The organism is Pseudomonas sp. FP1740 (assembly GCF_030687165.1).
In the GTDB taxonomy this organism is placed as follows: Bacteria; Pseudomonadota; Gammaproteobacteria; order Pseudomonadales; family Pseudomonadaceae; genus Aquipseudomonas.
Genome location: NZ_CP117461.1, coordinates 5723141 through 5737271, shown reverse-complemented (window position 1 = coordinate 5737271; position 14131 = coordinate 5723141). Strand labels below are relative to the sequence as shown.

The 14131-nt window shown below is 58.4% G+C and carries 16 protein-coding genes; 10 read left to right on the top strand and 6 right to left on the bottom strand.

The features are described from left to right. Nucleotides 1–13: 13 nt before the first annotated feature. Nucleotides 14–502: a DUF3015 domain-containing protein gene (locus PSH69_RS25775; RefSeq protein WP_019650956.1), complete on the bottom strand. Its 489-nt coding sequence runs from the start codon at nucleotides 500–502 to the stop codon at nucleotides 14–16. A gap of 275 nt (nucleotides 503–777) precedes the next feature. Between PSH69_RS25775 and PSH69_RS25770 the strand changes: the two genes are divergently transcribed. Together PSH69_RS25770 and PSH69_RS25765 are read left to right on the top strand one after the other, a co-directional pair. Further along, nucleotides 778–3216, top strand: coding sequence for a Lon protease family protein (locus PSH69_RS25770; protein ID WP_305410196.1), 2439 nt, complete (start codon nucleotides 778–780; stop codon nucleotides 3214–3216). A 224-nt stretch (nucleotides 3217–3440) separates the two neighbouring features. Then, nucleotides 3441–3782 carry a hypothetical protein gene (locus PSH69_RS25765; protein ID WP_305410195.1) on the top strand — a complete coding sequence of 114 codons (342 nt, stop codon included), beginning with the start codon at nucleotides 3441–3443 and terminating at the stop codon, nucleotides 3780–3782. 6 nt (nucleotides 3783–3788) lie between these two features. Here the strand turns inward: PSH69_RS25765 and PSH69_RS25760 are convergent, their stop codons facing one another. Beyond that, a complete protein-coding gene (locus PSH69_RS25760; RefSeq protein ID WP_305410194.1) occupies nucleotides 3789–5618 on the bottom strand; it encodes a hypothetical protein in 1830 nt (609 codons plus the stop codon). 160 nt (nucleotides 5619–5778) lie between these two features. Between PSH69_RS25760 and PSH69_RS25755 the strand changes: the two genes are divergently transcribed. The 3 genes from PSH69_RS25755 to PSH69_RS25745 all read left to right on the top strand — a co-directional run bounded on the left by PSH69_RS25755 (nucleotide 5779) and on the right by PSH69_RS25745 (nucleotide 7443). Next, on the top strand, nucleotides 5779–6267 hold the full coding sequence (locus PSH69_RS25755) for a TIGR00645 family protein (RefSeq protein WP_007938436.1): 489 nt from the start codon (nucleotides 5779–5781) through the stop codon (nucleotides 6265–6267). A gap of 134 nt (nucleotides 6268–6401) precedes the next feature. Then, nucleotides 6402–6695, top strand: a complete 294-nt coding sequence (locus tag PSH69_RS25750) for a DUF6482 family protein (RefSeq protein ID WP_305410193.1) — start codon at nucleotides 6402–6404, stop codon at nucleotides 6693–6695. A gap of 130 nt (nucleotides 6696–6825) precedes the next feature. Continuing rightward, nucleotides 6826–7443, top strand: coding sequence for an FKBP-type peptidyl-prolyl cis-trans isomerase (locus PSH69_RS25745; RefSeq protein WP_007938433.1), 618 nt, complete (start codon nucleotides 6826–6828; stop codon nucleotides 7441–7443). A 61-nt stretch (nucleotides 7444–7504) separates the two neighbouring features. Here the strand turns inward: PSH69_RS25745 and PSH69_RS25740 are convergent, their stop codons facing one another. From PSH69_RS25740 to PSH69_RS25730, 3 genes are all read right to left on the bottom strand, one after another. Continuing rightward, on the bottom strand, nucleotides 7505–7762 hold the full coding sequence (locus PSH69_RS25740; RefSeq protein ID WP_018925879.1) for a hypothetical protein: 258 nt from the start codon (nucleotides 7760–7762) through the stop codon (nucleotides 7505–7507). Nucleotides 7763–7967: 205 nt separating this feature from the next. Then, a complete protein-coding gene (locus PSH69_RS25735; protein ID WP_007938431.1) occupies nucleotides 7968–8309 on the bottom strand; it encodes a zinc ribbon domain-containing protein YjdM in 342 nt (113 codons plus the stop codon). Nucleotides 8310–8466: 157 nt separating this feature from the next. Beyond that, on the bottom strand, nucleotides 8467–9435 hold the full coding sequence (locus PSH69_RS25730; protein ID WP_030129461.1) for a polyprenyl synthetase family protein: 969 nt from the start codon (nucleotides 9433–9435) through the stop codon (nucleotides 8467–8469). Nucleotides 9436–9675: 240 nt separating this feature from the next. Here PSH69_RS25730 and rplU point away from each other — a divergent pair, with 240 nt between their 5' ends. The 5 genes from rplU (at nucleotide 9676) to PSH69_RS25705 (ending at nucleotide 13433) form a co-directional block, all read left to right on the top strand. Then, nucleotides 9676–9990, top strand: coding sequence for a 50S ribosomal protein L21 (rplU, locus tag PSH69_RS25725; protein ID WP_007901869.1), 315 nt, complete (start codon nucleotides 9676–9678; stop codon nucleotides 9988–9990). A gap of 33 nt (nucleotides 9991–10023) precedes the next feature. After that, nucleotides 10024–10281 carry a 50S ribosomal protein L27 gene (gene rpmA, locus PSH69_RS25720; protein ID WP_003228360.1) on the top strand — a complete coding sequence of 86 codons (258 nt, stop codon included), beginning with the start codon at nucleotides 10024–10026 and terminating at the stop codon, nucleotides 10279–10281. A 195-nt stretch (nucleotides 10282–10476) separates the two neighbouring features. After that, complete coding sequence (cgtA, locus tag PSH69_RS25715) at nucleotides 10477–11700, top strand: Obg family GTPase CgtA (protein WP_018925882.1); 1224 nt, start codon at nucleotides 10477–10479, stop codon at nucleotides 11698–11700. A 137-nt stretch (nucleotides 11701–11837) separates the two neighbouring features. Next, a complete protein-coding gene (gene proB / locus PSH69_RS25710) occupies nucleotides 11838–12956 on the top strand; it encodes a glutamate 5-kinase (protein WP_007938428.1) in 1119 nt (372 codons plus the stop codon). A gap of 12 nt (nucleotides 12957–12968) precedes the next feature. After that, complete coding sequence (locus PSH69_RS25705; RefSeq protein WP_018925883.1) at nucleotides 12969–13433, top strand: CreA family protein; 465 nt, start codon at nucleotides 12969–12971, stop codon at nucleotides 13431–13433. 123 nt (nucleotides 13434–13556) lie between these two features. On the opposite strand, the gene rpsT is transcribed toward PSH69_RS25705, so the two are convergent. Then, nucleotides 13557–13835, bottom strand: coding sequence for a 30S ribosomal protein S20 (gene rpsT / locus PSH69_RS25700; RefSeq protein ID WP_007901883.1), 279 nt, complete (start codon nucleotides 13833–13835; stop codon nucleotides 13557–13559). Between the last annotated feature and the right edge of the window lie 296 nt (nucleotides 13836–14131).

Below are 14131 nucleotides of genomic sequence, written 5' to 3'. Positions count from 1 at the left end.
GGACGGGTCGAGCTTAAGCTTGAGTGGCGTACTTGGCCAGACGAGGATCGTTCTTCAATACGGCCAGGGTGTTGGTATGCACATCCTCAGCGGTCACGTCAGCTTTGCTGAAAATTTGCTGGAAGTGTTGATGAGTCACGGTGGCGAAGTGCGCACGGTCTTCCGGCGCCACACCCAGTACTACGGCGTAAGTGGTCAGCGCTTCACCCTGACCTTTAGCCATGTCTTCGGACAGCTCGTTCATCATGCCATTCATGGCGAGCCAGGATTTGCCGCCATAGGTCAGCGCCGCATTGGTCGAGCAACCGTTGGTACCGGAGGTCATGCCGAAAGTTGCGTTACCTGAGGTGCCGTTGGTGGTGGATGCCAGGAAGTGTGCCGGGGTGCCACGCTGACCTTCGAACAGCATGTTGCCCCAACCGCAGTCCGGACCGCCTGGCGCCTGAGCCATGGCGTTGATGGATACAACGGTGAAGAGAGTACCAAGAAGAATCCGTTTCATAGCTATGTTCTCTTTGTGTGCATACCAATGGACAGGGTGCTGGCCCCTAATGGTGCCAGTGGGCCGGTTATTCGTTCCAGCCGCGCAGTTTGGAGTTTAGGCAGGTTCCAGGGGTTCCGTGATTTTTTGCGAAACATTCCCTGAAAACCTTGATTTTGACCCGCGCGGCCCGAGGATGGGGGCTTGTCTAAGCTTTGGCTTGAGGTGCGCCTTGCCAGTGGGTACGGGCAGCGCCAGAATGCCGTTATCTGCCCCGCCTGATGTAAGGAAGCCCGATGCCTGATCCTGTTGCTGCCAGCTTGCGTCTAGCGCCTGAAGCGCTGACCCGTCCGTTTTCCGCTGAACAGTTCAGCTTCTCTACCACCAATGATCTGGAGCCCTTCCGCGGTGTGCTTGGCCAGGAACGCGCGGTCGAAGCCTTGCAGTTCGGTGTGGCCATGCCGCGCCCCGGTTACAACGTGTTCGTCATGGGTGAGCCCGGCACCGGCCGGTTTTCGTTCGTCAAACGCTACCTCAAGGCCGAAGGCAAACGCCTGCAGACCCCGGCCGACTGGGTCTACGTCAATAATTTCGATGAGCCGCGCGAGCCTCGCGCCCTGGAGTTGCCGTCGGGTACCGCCGGCGCCTTTATCGGTGACATCAACGGCTTGATCGACAACCTGCTGGCGACCTTTCCGGCAGTATTCGAGCACCCGTCCTACCAGCAGAAGAAAAGCGCCATCGATCGCGCCTTCAACCAGCGTTATGACCGCGCGCTGGATGTGATCGAGCGTCTGGCGCTGGAGAAAGACGTCGCGCTCTACCGCGACAGCAGCAACATCGCGTTCACCCCGATGAGCGAAGGCAAGGCCCTGGATGAGGCGGAGTTCGCCCAGTTGCCGGAAGCCGAGCGCGAACGCTTTCACGACGACATTTCCGGGCTCGAAGAACGGTTGAACGAAGAGCTCGCCAGCCTGCCGCAATGGAAGCGCGAGTCGAGCAATCAACTGCGTCAGCTCAACGAAGAAACCATCACCCTGGCCTTGCAGCCATTGCTGGCACCGCTATCGGAAAAATACGCGGAAAACGCAGGGGTTTGCGGTTACCTGCAAGCCATGCAGGTGTATCTGCTCAAAACAGTGGTCGAACAACTGGTGGACGACAGCAAGACCGACGCCATCGCCCGCAAATTGCTTGAAGAGCAATACGCCCCGAGCCTGGTGGTCGGGCATCCACACAGCGGCGGTGCGCCGGTGGTGTTCGAGCCGCACCCGACCTACGACAACCTGTTCGGCCGCATCGAATACAGCACCGATCAGGGCGCGCTCTACACCACCTATCGGCAGTTGCGACCGGGTGCGCTGCACCGGGCCAACGGCGGTTTCCTGATCCTCGAAGCGGAAAAAATGCTCAGCGAGCCATTCGTGTGGGATGCGCTCAAGCGTGCCTTGCAATCGCGCAAGCTGAAAATGGAATCGCCACTGGGTGAGCTGGGCCGTCTGGCCACCGTGACGCTGACGCCGCAACACATTCCGTTGCAGGTCAAAGTCGTGATCATCGGCGCCCGGCAGCTCTACTACACGCTGCAAGACCTCGATCCGGACTTCCAGGAGATGTTCCGCGTCCTGGTGGATTTCGATGAAGACATTCCGATGGTCGACGAAAGCCTGGAGCAGTTCGCCCAGTTGCTCAAAACCCGTACCTCGGAAGAAGGCATGGCGCCGCTGACCGCGGATGCGGTGGCGCGTCTGGCGACTTACAGCGCACGTCTGGCCGAGCACCAGGGACGCTTGTCGGCGCGGATCGGCGATCTGTTCCAACTGGTCAGCGAGGCAGATTTCATTCGCCACCTGGCGGGTGACGAGATGACTGACGCCGGGCACATCGAGCGTGCGCTCAAGGCCAAGGCCACCCGTACCGGGCGCGTTTCGGCGCGGATTCTCGATGACATGCTGGCCGGGATCATTCTGATCGACACCGATGGCGCGGCGGTCGGCAAGTGCAACGGGCTGACGGTACTGGAAGTCGGCGATTCGGCCTTCGGGATACCGGCGCGGATTTCCGCCACGGTGTATCCGGGCGGCAGCGGCATCGTCGACATCGAGCGCGAGGTCAACCTCGGCCAGCCGATTCACTCCAAAGGCGTGATGATCCTCACCGGGTATCTGGGCAGCCGCTATGCCCAGGAATTCCCGTTGGCGATTTCCGCGAGCATCGCCCTGGAGCAGTCCTACGGTTACGTCGACGGCGACAGCGCATCGTTGGGTGAGGCCTGCACGCTGATCTCGGCCTTGTCGAAAACTCCACTCAAGCAGTGCTTTGCGATTACCGGTTCGATCAACCAATTCGGTGAAGTGCAGGCGGTAGGCGGGGTCAACGAGAAGATCGAAGGCTTCTTCCGGCTCTGCGAGGCTCGCGGTCTGACGGGCGAGCAGGGAGCGATCATTCCTCAGGCCAATGTCGCCACGCTGATGCTCGACGAAAAGGTGCTGGCGGCGGTGCGCGCGGGGCAGTTCCATGTCTACGCGGTGCGCCAGGCCGACGAAGCCCTGAGCCTGCTGGTCGGCGAGGCGGCCGGTACGCCGGATGAGAATGGCGACTTTCCCGAGGGCAGCGTCAACGCGCGGGTGGTGGAACGCTTGCGGGTGATCGCGGAAATGGTCAGTGACGAAGACCTCAGGGAGGCCGAAAAGGAGTTGGCGCAGGAAGCATTGCTGGAAGTCAAACCGGCCTGAGTTGTTCGCAAAAGAGGCAAGCTCCTTGTGGCGAGGGGGCTTGTCGCCTCGCCACAACTCTGGCGTCAATATTTGCACGGCGACCACTCGGCGCCTTCTGGCCGCGTGCCGCGTGCGAGCTGAACTTTTCTTCTATTCTCTGCTCAAGGATATCGACAGTTATCACTGGATCGAGACAGCCTTCCCGTGGAGGCTGAATACCGGATCTACCGAGGGTCGCCGCCATGTCGCGCAACCTCTGCCTCACCCGTCAATGCCTGGGCCTTGTGACCCGTATCGAATGTGCTATCCGCCCGCTGGCGGGAGATACGGGCATGTGGACCTTGCTTTTTGCCGCCGGAATGGCCGGCGAGCAACCTTCAGCCATCAAGGCTCAAGGCCCGTTCCGTGGGCCGGTCGTGGCTGAATCGATCCTCGACACCATCGTCGAAAGTCTGACCCTGCATGGCTACGAGCTGGCCGATGACCCGCAAATCTGGTGCCTGCACCTGCAAGCCCAGTTGCGAGAGATCAACGGTGGCCGTTTCCGCAACCTTGCCGGTCCCGGGTTTCGACCTGAAGGCTGATCCAGGCTATTGATCCAGGTTACCTGGCTCGGTCTTGTCGAGTTTGACCTCGAAACCGTATTGCACGGTGGTGAGGTTGGTTCGCTGATAAGTTTCCAGACGTGTGGGCTGGCCGTAGAAGTAATGCACTGCGAATAACCCCGGACCTTGCGCGTTCGCGTCGTGACTGACCGAAAGAATCTCCTTCAGATAGTTGCCACTGTCGTCCTTGGCGAAAAAGCGCCAGTCCTGGTCGGGGAACAGCTTCAGATCAACCACCAACTCATTCCCTTTGAGCGCCAGGCCCTTGGGCAGTTGGTGGGCGTCGTAGATTTGCTTGTCGACAGTCGCCAGGAACAGCGGCATGGAGCCCACCGCGTAGGCTGGAGTTTCTGCAAACAGATTCAGGTCGTAGGTGATGCTGCCGCGTAGCGGGTCGACCTGATACGCCTCCGGTGGCAGCTCAATCGGCCCGTCGCGCCGGCCATTGCTGTCTTGGGTAAAGAACGTCACGGGACTTTCGCCGGGATTGAACGAGGTGCCGAGCAGTTCGTCATTGAAGTTTCTGGGGTGATTGAATTCAATGCGTGCGGCGCTCGGGTCATCGACCGACTGGCTGATACTGATGCTTTCTTTCAGTTGGTTCTCGTCCAGCGTCGCACCCTTGAGCCAGGTCGCAGCCTGGTCGTCGTATACCACCACGGGCAATGTCAGTGGCTGGATGGCTTTTTCCGTCGTGTGCGGGTCGAAGCGGCGTACTGGCAGGTCCAGGTTCTTGCGGGTCACCGTGACCGCCGAGAAGTCCAGCAGGCTGACTTCGAGCGTGTCGATCGGTCCGTTGAAGTACACCTTGGCGTAGTGTCGGGTTTGTTGTTTTTCAAAGGCACGCTGGTCGTCCTCGAGCTGTTTTTCGAACGCTTCGCTCCAGGCTTTCTGCTGTTGCATTTGCGCCAGTTGTTTTTGATAGAACGCAATCTGCGCGGCGGTTTCATGGATCGCGCCCGAGCGCGAGAGGAATTGTCCGGTGGTGTCCCTGGCCTGAACGATCAGCGGGTTGGGCGGTGTATCGCGAACCTCGGGGGCCGGTGGTGCGCTGTTACTGAATTCGATTTCGGCATGGTTTTTTTCAAGCTTCAGCAGCGTGACACTGAGGTTGTCATTGGTGCGCGTCTGGCCGACGTCCTTTTTTGTCAGGTCGAAGCTGTAGATTCGGCGTGGGGCGATGACCTCCACCTTGCCTTGCAGGCTCACCGGTTGTGGCAGGTGTTTCTTGTCCACATCCAGGCCTTCAATGAAGGGGTAGGTCACCGTCAAATCATCGGGGTTGGTCAGGTTGGAGCTCGACGGGCTCAGCTGAATGCCGGGATCGGTTTCCGACCATTCCGGCTGAAACGCGATGACGCGCTTGTTGCTGAGGGTCACCGATTGCCATTCCAGGTCATGAGGGAAAAGGAATGCGCCAGGGGTGTTGAAGTGGAGGGGGAATACCGGTTGCAGATCGGTCAGGTAATCCGAGCTGGACTCCTTGTGCAGCACGAACAGCCCGTTGATGTAAGTGTCGACCAGCGCCTGGGGCGTGGGGTAGTGCTTGAATACGGCGAGGGCATCTTCGCCGTATTCGGTGACCACCGGTTTACTGTCGAGCTTGAGTTGCGCACGCTCGAGCAGCAGCAGTGAACCGCCGAGTTCGGTCACGACGTCCTTGAGTTTCGGATCCTTGATCGCCTCCAGAGACTTTTCGAACTGCGCGGTCTTTTCTTCGAGGCTGACCTGGCGTTTCTCATCGCTGGGTGAACAACCACCGAGCAGCAATGCGAGGCAAAGTCCGGCACTCGTTAAGGGCAATCGCACATCCATTTCCAGTTTTCCTGTCCGATGTCGCTGACCTGTCATTGATCTGGACACTAGCAGAAAAACTTTGTCACACACACGCAGGTTGCGGATTTTCCGGCGGTTTCTGGGTGTAACAGGCGGCTGTTATACTCGCCGCCATTTCCAGCCCCTTGTGTGAGATTCAATGGAACGCTTTATCGAAAATACAATGTACGCCTCCCGCTGGTTGCTGGCGCCGATCTATTTCGGTTTGTCGCTGGGCTTGCTGGCGTTGGCACTGAAATTCTTCCAGGAAGTCATCCACGTCATCCCTAACGTGTTCTCGATGGCCGAGTCGGATCTGATTCTGGTGTTGTTGTCGCTGATCGACATGGCGCTGGTAGGCGGCTTGCTGGTGATGGTGATGATCTCCGGTTACGAGAACTTCGTTTCCGAACTGGATATCGACGACAGCAAGGAGAAGCTCAACTGGTTGGGCACCATGGATTCGTCTTCGTTGAAGATGAAGGTCGCGGCTTCCATCGTGGCAATTTCGTCGATCCACTTGCTGCGGATTTTCATGGACGCCAAGAACGTCGATCCGGAGCATTTGCAGTGGTACGTGATCATCCACATGACCTTCGTGGTGTCGGCGTTTGCCATGGGTTATCTGGACAAGCTGACCAAGCACTGACCCGCCCTTACTTGCTCCACCGCACCGCCCGTCTGTTGCGAAACAGACGGGCGGTGTCGTTTGTGGCTTGTACTTTGGCGCGTCGAGGCATATCCCTGTAAGAACCCTGGCTCTCCACTGCGTGAGGTGCGCTCATGAACCTGCAAGAGTTGAATGCGTTTGCCATCGCCGGAAAGATCGATGAGTTGAACCTGATCTCGATGGAAGGCGTGTTCTACGTGCTGGAGGCTCGGATGCATGGTGCGGCGCATCCAGTGCTCGATGCTCATGGCGAGACATTGCAGCTGCGCTCGGTCGAGCATGCGCGTGAAGTGCTTCACGCCTGTCCCAAGCCATTCAACGTTGTATATACCTCGGCCCATGATGAAATGTGCGGTACCAGCGCCGAGGAAAGTCCGAAATTACCGAGCACCTTCCGTTCTGCGTAACAGGGCTGACGCCGCTCATCAACGTGGCGGCATCTGTGCTAGTCTGCTCGCCCTTTTGATTCCGGGCGCTCCGGGATGCGCTGTGCACGCACGGCAAGTTCCAGGGCCGTCCGCACAGCGGAGCAGTGTCATGTCCGAAGTAAATCTGTCCACCGACGAAACCCGCGTCAGCTACGGCATTGGCCGTCAGCTGGGCGACCAGCTGCGTGACAACCCACCACCGGGTGTGAGCCTTGACGCGATCCTGGCAGGTCTGACCGACGCGTTCGCCGGCAAGCCAAGCCGTGTGGGTCAGGAAGAAATGTCCGCCAGCTTCAAGGTGATCCGCGAGATCATGCAAGCTGAAGCGGCTGCCAAGGCTGAAGCTGCTGCTGGCGAAGGTCTGGCTTTCCTGGCTGAAAACGCCAAGCGCGAAGGCATCACCACTCTGGCTTCGGGCCTGCAATTCGAAGTGCTGACTCAAGGTGAAGGCGCCAAGCCAACCCGTGAAGATCAAGTGCGCACTCACTACCACGGCACTCTGATCGACGGCACTGTATTCGACAGCTCCTACGAGCGCGGCCAGCCTGCAGAATTCCCGGTAGGCGGCGTTATCGCTGGCTGGACCGAAGCCCTGCAACTGATGAACGCCGGCAGCAAATGGCGTCTGTACGTGCCGAGCGAACTGGCTTACGGCGCTCAAGGCGTTGGCAGCATTCCGCCGCACAGCGTACTGGTATTCGACGTCGAACTGCTCGACGTTCTGTAATCCCGGTGTTGGAGCTGGCCCGCTCCTGCAGGGCCAGCTCCGGCATTTTTACAAATGATCTTCATACCTCGAACTTGGTATTCAGATCATGACTCGGGCGCAACGCCCGGGCATAGCAAAACAGAAACAGATTGCGCACCAGTTCCTTGAGCACCACCGGCTCACTGGAACTCAGGCCGTTGACGTCCAGATCACCTTGATCCTGCAGCTCGTTCAAGGCTTCTTCTTCAAGCACCGCACAGACTTCCCCGGTTTCCCGATGCAGGATTCTGAGGTAGGGATGTGGGCGGTCCAGCCAGGCATCGATCAAATAAGTCATGGGTCTCATCTCCATTGATGGGGTTCAATGAGAATAATTCCTATTCATTAAATAGCAAGGGCCTATTGGCGGTTTGCGTTTTTTATCGGGTAAGGATTGCGTAAGGTCAAAACGGCTGGCGTTTGGCTATTGCGAGGAGTGCTGGGTGAGGCGGGGAAGGGCAAAGCACCATCCCACGCAGGGCGCGGGATGGAATACAGCGGGCTCAGACTTTTCTGACGAACTCGGATTTGAGCTTCATCGGGCCGATGCCGTCGATCTTGCAGTCGATGTCGTGGTCGCCATCGCACAGGCGGATGTTCTTGACCTTGGTGCCGACCTTGACCACCAGGGAAGTGCCTTTGACCTTGAGGTCCTTGATCACGGTGATGGTATCGCCGTCCTGCAGGACGTTGCCTACCGAGTCCTTTTTCACGGTATCGTCGGACGCTACTTCGGCTTCGCCGTTGGCGGACCACTCATGGGCGCACTCCGGGCAGATCAGCTGTGCGCCGTCTTCGTAGGTGTATTCGGAATTGCATTTCGGGCAGGGTGGCAACGTGCTCACTAAAGCTCCTTGGATTCAGGATGGCTAAAAAGCGCACATTATATAGGGATTTATCGCAGGAGGGAGCGAACAGCAAAAGATCGCAGCCTCCGGCAGCTCCTTGGTGTACCCATGTGGAGCTGCCGAAGGCTGCGATCTTTTGATTTTGCTGTGAATATCAGTGCGTGCGAGCGACCGCGAACTCACTCAATTCCACCAGCGCATCGCGGTATTCGCTGGCGGGCAGGGCGTCGAGGCACTTGATCGCACGGGCCACGTAGTCGCGGGCCAGTTGCGCGGTGTAATCCAGCGAGCCGGAAGCTTCGACCGCTTCGCGAATGCTTTCCAGGTCTTCGATGCCACCTTTCTGGATCGCCTGACGAACCAGTGCAGCTTGCTCCGGAGTGCCTTCGCGCATGGTGTAGATCAGCGGCAGCGTCGGCTTGCCCTCGGCCAGATCGTCACCGACGTTCTTGCCCAGGGTCTCGGCGTCGCCACGGTAGTCCAGCAGGTCGTCGACCAATTGGAAGGCCACCCCCAGGTGATCGCCGAAGGTACGCAGTGCTTCGCTCTGTTCCGGCGAGGCACCGGCCAGGGCCGCGGCACTGTGGGTCGAAGCCTCGAAGAGCATTGCGGTTTTGCCGCGGATGACTTCCATGTAGGTTTCTTCGGTGGTGCTGGCGTCGCGAACCTTCGACAGCTGCAACACTTCGCCTTCAGCGATGATGCGCGTGGCTTGCGAAAGGATCTTCATCACCGGCATGGAGCCCAGTTCGACCATCATTTCGAAAGAACGCGAATACAGGAAGTCGCCCACCAGCACGCTCGGCGCGTTGCCCCACATGGCATTGGCGGTCGAACGGCCACGGCGCATGCCGGACATGTCGACGACGTCGTCGTGCAGCAGAGTGGCGGTGTGCAGGAATTCGATGGTCGCGGCCAGCAGGCGCAGGTCATCGCCTTCGCGGCCCAGTGCCTTGCCGCATAGCAGCACGAGCAAAGGACGCAGGCGTTTGCCGCCAGCCGAGGTAATGTAGTCGCCGATTTTCGATACCAGCGGCACTCGGGAAGTCAGCTGCTTCTTGATGATGCCGTCGACGGCGCTAAAATCGTCCGCCACCGCGCGGTAGAAAGCTTGGGGTTGCATCAGCGACAGTTGCTCCAGAAGGGTTGCGCGGCATGCTAGGACCCACGTCCGGGCCTGTCAAGGCGCGATGGACGGCCACTTGCAACGCCAGAGTAGCTTGCGTACAATCGCGCACCCTGAACTTCCTGGGCAGCACCTGCCTTACGCAATTGCAAACTGGCCTTCCAGCCTTATGCAGCCATGCCAGCCAATACCTCTTCTTATAAAGAGCTGGGTGAGCAGGATTATCGGAGAAATACCATGTCTTATGCAGTAATCGTTACTGGTGGCAAGCAGTACAAAGTTGCTCCAGGTGAATACCTGAAGATCGAAAAACTGGAAATCGCTACCGGCGAATCCGTAACTTTTGATCGCGTTCTGTTGGTTGCCAATGGCGACGACGTGAATATCGGCGCTCCAGTTGTTCCTGGTGCTACCGTTGTGGCTGAAGTGATCTCCCAAGGTCGTCACGATAAAGTCCGCATCATCAAGTTCCGTCGCCGTAAGCACCACATGAAGCGTATGGGCCACCGCCAGTGGTACACCGAGATCAAAATCACCGGTATTCAGGCTTAATCAGCCTAATTCCTCACTAGGAGAATTGAACTCATGGCACACAAAAAAGCTGGTGGTAGTACCCGTAACGGTCGCGACTCAGAAGCCAAACGCCTTGGCGTGAAGATGTATGGCGGCCAGGTCATCAAGGCCGGTAACATCATCGTGCGTCAGCGCGGCACCCAATTCCACGCTGGCTACGGCGTTGGCATGGGTAAAGATCACACCCTCTTCGCGAAAATCGAAGGCGTGATCAAGTTTGAAGTAAAAGGCGCCTTCGGTCGTCGTTACGTGAGCGTCGTCGCAGCTTAATTGCGCGATCGCTGGAAAAGCCCTGTCTTGCGACGGGGCTTTTTCGTTTGTGGGGTGAGTCTCTTGCAAAGCTGTTTGTGATGGGCTCCAGCGCTGTATTGGCGGTCGTTGATTGAGGTCGCTGCGCTCATTTTTGCAAGAGTCTTATGTCTTGGTTGTTTTTCGGCTCGTCCGTATGGCGAGAGGCGTTTTGTTATGAAGTTTGTTGATGAAGTATCGATTCGAGTAAAGGCCGGCGACGGTGGCAACGGTTGCATGAGTTTCCGTCGAGAAAAATTCATTGAAAACGGCGGCCCGAACGGCGGCGACGGTGGTGATGGCGGTTCCATCTACATGATGGCCGACGAAAACCTGAACACCCTGGTCGACTACCGTTACACCCGGCACTTCGATGCCGAGCGCGGTTCCAACGGTGGCAGCACCGACTGCACCGGCAAAAAAGGTGAGGATCTGATCCTGCGGGTGCCGGTCGGTACCACAGTGATCGACTCTGCCACCCAGGAAGTCATCGGCGACCTGACCAAGGCCGGCCAGAAGCTGATGGTGGTTCAGGGCGGCTGGCACGGTCTGGGTAACACTCGTTTCAAATCCAGTACCAACCGTGCGCCGCGCCAGACTACGCCGGGCAAGCCGGGTGAGCAGCGCGACCTGAAACTGGAAATGAAGGTGTTGGCGGACGTCGGTCTGCTCGGTTTGCCGAACGCCGGTAAAAGTACCTTCATTCGCTCGGTGTCGGCTGCCAAGCCGAAAGTCGCCGACTACCCGTTCACCACATTGGTGCCGAACCTGGGTGTGGTCAGTGTCGATCGCTGGAAGAGCTTCGTGGTCGCGGATATTCCGGGCTTGATCGAAGGTGCTTCCGACGGCGCAGGCCTGGGGATTCGCTTCCTCAAGCACTTGTCGCGTACGCGTCTGCTGCTGCACCTCGTCGACATGGCGCCGCTGGATGACACCAGTGCGCCGGATGCCGCTGAAGTGATCGTCAGCGAGCTGACCAAGTTCAGCCCGTCCCTGGCTGAGCGTGATCGCTGGCTGGTGCTGAACAAGTGCGACCAGATCCTTGAAGAAGAGCACGATGCTCGCGTCAAGGAGATCGTTGATCGTCTGGAGTGGACCGGTCCGGTCTATGTGATCTCGGCGATCGCCAAGCAGGGCACCGAGCGTCTGTGTCACGACATCATGCGTTACCTGGAAGATCGCGCCGATCGCCTGGCTAACGACCCCGCCTACAAGGAAGAGCTGGCTGAGCTCGATCAGCGCATCGAAGATGAAGCTCGCGCTCAGTTGCAGGCGCTGGACGATCAGCGTGCTCTGCGCCGCAGCGGCGTGAAGTCGGTCCATGATATCGGTGACGACGATTGGGACGAAGAAGATGTGGATGACGAAGACGGTCCGGAAATCATTTACGTGCGTGACTGATTCGTTGCGATAAACTTAAGCGCCGCTCACTGGAGCGGCGTTTTAGTATCTGGAAATCGACTGTTGGTCACGAAGAACCACGAATAACGTCACGGGCAGTGCCAGGTCGCGCTGCCCTCAAGCTAAGGTTGAAGATGATGCGGAGCAAGGTGACAGGTGCGCAGCGTTGGGTCGTGAAGATCGGCAGCGCTTTGCTGACGGCGGACGGCAAGGGCCTGGATCGCGCAGCAATGGGTGTCTGGGTCGAGCAGATGGTTGCCCTGCATGAGGCGGGCGTTGAGCTGGTGCTGGTGTCCTCCGGGGCAGTGGCGGCGGGCATGAGCCGTCTGGGCTGGACCTCGCGACCCAGTGCGATGCATGAGTTGCAGGCGGCTGCCGCCATCGGTCAAATGGGGCTGGTGCAGGCCTGGGAGTCGAGCTTCGCCGAACATGGTCGGCATACCGCGCAGATTCTCCTGACTCACGACGATTTGTCCGACCGCAAGCGCTACCTGAATGCTCGTAGCACTTTGCGTGCGCTGGTCGAATTGAAGGTGATCCCGGTGATCAACGAAAACGACACTGTGGTCACTGACGAAATCCGTTTCGGCGACAACGATACGTTGGCGGCGCTGGTGGCGAATCTGGTCGAAGCCGATTTGCTGGTGATCCTCACCGATCGCGATGGCATGTTCGATGCTGATCCACGCAACAATCCCGACGCCAAGCTGATTTATGAGGCGCGGGCCGATGATCCGGCGCTCGATGCGGTAGCTGGTGGCACTGGCGGTGCGCTGGGGCGTGGCGGCATGCAGACCAAGCTGCGCGCTGCGCGTCTGGCGGCGCGCTCTGGTGCGCACACCATCATCGTTGGTGGGCGTATTGAGCGAGTGTTGGATCGCCTCAAGGCTGGCGAGCGCATCGGCACTTTGCTGTCGCCTGAGCGCGGCATGCTGGCGGCCCGCAAACAGTGGCTGGCCGGGCATCTGCAGACTCGCGGTACGCTGGTGCTGGACGCGGGGGCGGTGACCGCGCTGTCTCAGGGCAACAAAAGTTTGCTGCCGGTAGGTGTAAAGCTGGTCCAGGGCAGCTTCCGTCGCGGCGAAATGGTGGTCTGTGTGGCGCCGGACGGTCGTGAAATCGCTCGTGGCCTGGCTAACTACAGTGCTCTGGAAGCACAAAAAATCATCGGTCAGTCGTCTGAGGCGATTATCGGTCTGTTGGGTTACATGGCGGAGCCGGAACTGGTGCACCGCGATAACCTGATTCTGGTCTGAAGGAATACCTGAATGCGTGTGGCAAAAGGATTATTGGGCTTGTTGTTGGCGATGCCGTTGCTGGCCTCGGCCGAGGAAATTGGCCAGGTGTCGACGGTGTTCAAATTCGTCGGCCCGAACGACCGTATTGTTGTCGAGGCGTTTGATGATCCGAAAGTGGAGGGCGTGACCTGTTACCTGTCGCGTGCCAAGACGGGTGGCGTGAAAGGTGGTCTGGGATTGGCCGAGGATCGCGCTGAGGCGTCTATTGCATGTCGCCAGGTCGGGCCGATCAGCTTCAAGGGTGAGCTCAAGGATGGCGAGGAGGTATTCAAGGAGCGCACCTCGCTGGTATTCAAGACTATGCAGGTGGTGCGATTCCTCGACAAGAAGCGCAATACCCTGGTGTATCTGGTCTACAGCGATCGTTTGATCGAGGGCAGTCCGCAGAATGCGGTGACGGCGATTCCGATTCTGCCATGGACGCACGCTCAGTAAGATAGCGACGGTCCAAGTGTGGGGGCGAGCCTGCTTGCTCCCACATTTTTTTTGCATTGTATTTAATAAATCGCAGGCAATAAAAAACCGACCCTGAGGTCGGTTTTTTAACGAGCGCGTCGCTTAGGCAGCAGCGGCAACGTTCAGGGCCTTGACGTGGCCATTCAGACGGCTCTTATGGCGAGCAGCTTTGTTCTTGTGGATGATGCCTTTATCGGCCATGCGGTCGATAACTGGCACGGCCAGAACGTAAGCAGCTTGAGCTTTAGCAGCGTCTTTTGCGTCGATGGCTTTAACTACATTCTTGATGTAGGTACGAACCATGGAACGCAGGCTGGCGTTGTGGCTGCGACGCTTCTCAGCCTGTTTTGCACGTTTTTTGGCGGAAGGTGTGTTGGCCACCGTCGAGCTCCTCGAAAGACTTTTTAGGAAATAGCAAACAAAATAGGCCGCGAATCATGCCGATGAGTTGATGTCTTGTCAAGGGCGGAAGAGACGTTCCGCTAAGTGGCCGGTTCCGGCCCCATGAAAACTACTGCGCTCGGCAATACAGCGTTGAAAGCAGACTCGAAATGCTCATTGACTAAAGTCAACTCCGCTTTCTCGCCTGCTTTCGCCTTGTCTTGCCTTCGCTCGCTACGTTTTCAAGGGGACGGTGCGCTGGATATTTCTTTCCGGCGCGCGACCTGTAAACTCGC

Bases quoted from the DNA above. Each gene is read 5' to 3' on its own strand.
- PSH69_RS25775 (WP_019650956.1), bottom strand. From the start codon at position 502: ATGAAACGGATTCTTCTTGGTACTCTCTTCACCGTTGTATCCATCAAC.
- PSH69_RS25770 (WP_305410196.1), top strand. From the start codon at position 778: ATGCCTGATCCTGTTGCTGCCAGCTTGCGTCTAGCGCCTGAAGCGCTG.
- PSH69_RS25765 (WP_305410195.1), top strand. From the start codon at position 3,441: ATGTCGCGCAACCTCTGCCTCACCCGTCAATGCCTGGGCCTTGTGACC.
- PSH69_RS25760 (WP_305410194.1), bottom strand. From the start codon at position 5,618: ATGGATGTGCGATTGCCCTTAACGAGTGCCGGACTTTGCCTCGCATTG.
- PSH69_RS25755 (WP_007938436.1), top strand. From the start codon at position 5,779: ATGGAACGCTTTATCGAAAATACAATGTACGCCTCCCGCTGGTTGCTG.
- PSH69_RS25750 (WP_305410193.1), top strand. From the start codon at position 6,402: ATGAACCTGCAAGAGTTGAATGCGTTTGCCATCGCCGGAAAGATCGAT.
- PSH69_RS25745 (WP_007938433.1), top strand. From the start codon at position 6,826: ATGTCCGAAGTAAATCTGTCCACCGACGAAACCCGCGTCAGCTACGGC.
- PSH69_RS25740 (WP_018925879.1), bottom strand. From the start codon at position 7,762: ATGACTTATTTGATCGATGCCTGGCTGGACCGCCCACATCCCTACCTC.
- PSH69_RS25730 (WP_030129461.1), bottom strand. From the start codon at position 9,435: ATGCAACCCCAAGCTTTCTACCGCGCGGTGGCGGACGATTTTAGCGCC.
- rplU (WP_007901869.1), top strand. From the start codon at position 9,676: ATGTCTTATGCAGTAATCGTTACTGGTGGCAAGCAGTACAAAGTTGCT.
- rpmA (WP_003228360.1), top strand. From the start codon at position 10,024: ATGGCACACAAAAAAGCTGGTGGTAGTACCCGTAACGGTCGCGACTCA.
- cgtA (WP_018925882.1), top strand. From the start codon at position 10,477: ATGAAGTTTGTTGATGAAGTATCGATTCGAGTAAAGGCCGGCGACGGT.
- proB (WP_007938428.1), top strand. From the start codon at position 11,838: ATGCGGAGCAAGGTGACAGGTGCGCAGCGTTGGGTCGTGAAGATCGGC.
- PSH69_RS25705 (WP_018925883.1), top strand. From the start codon at position 12,969: ATGCGTGTGGCAAAAGGATTATTGGGCTTGTTGTTGGCGATGCCGTTG.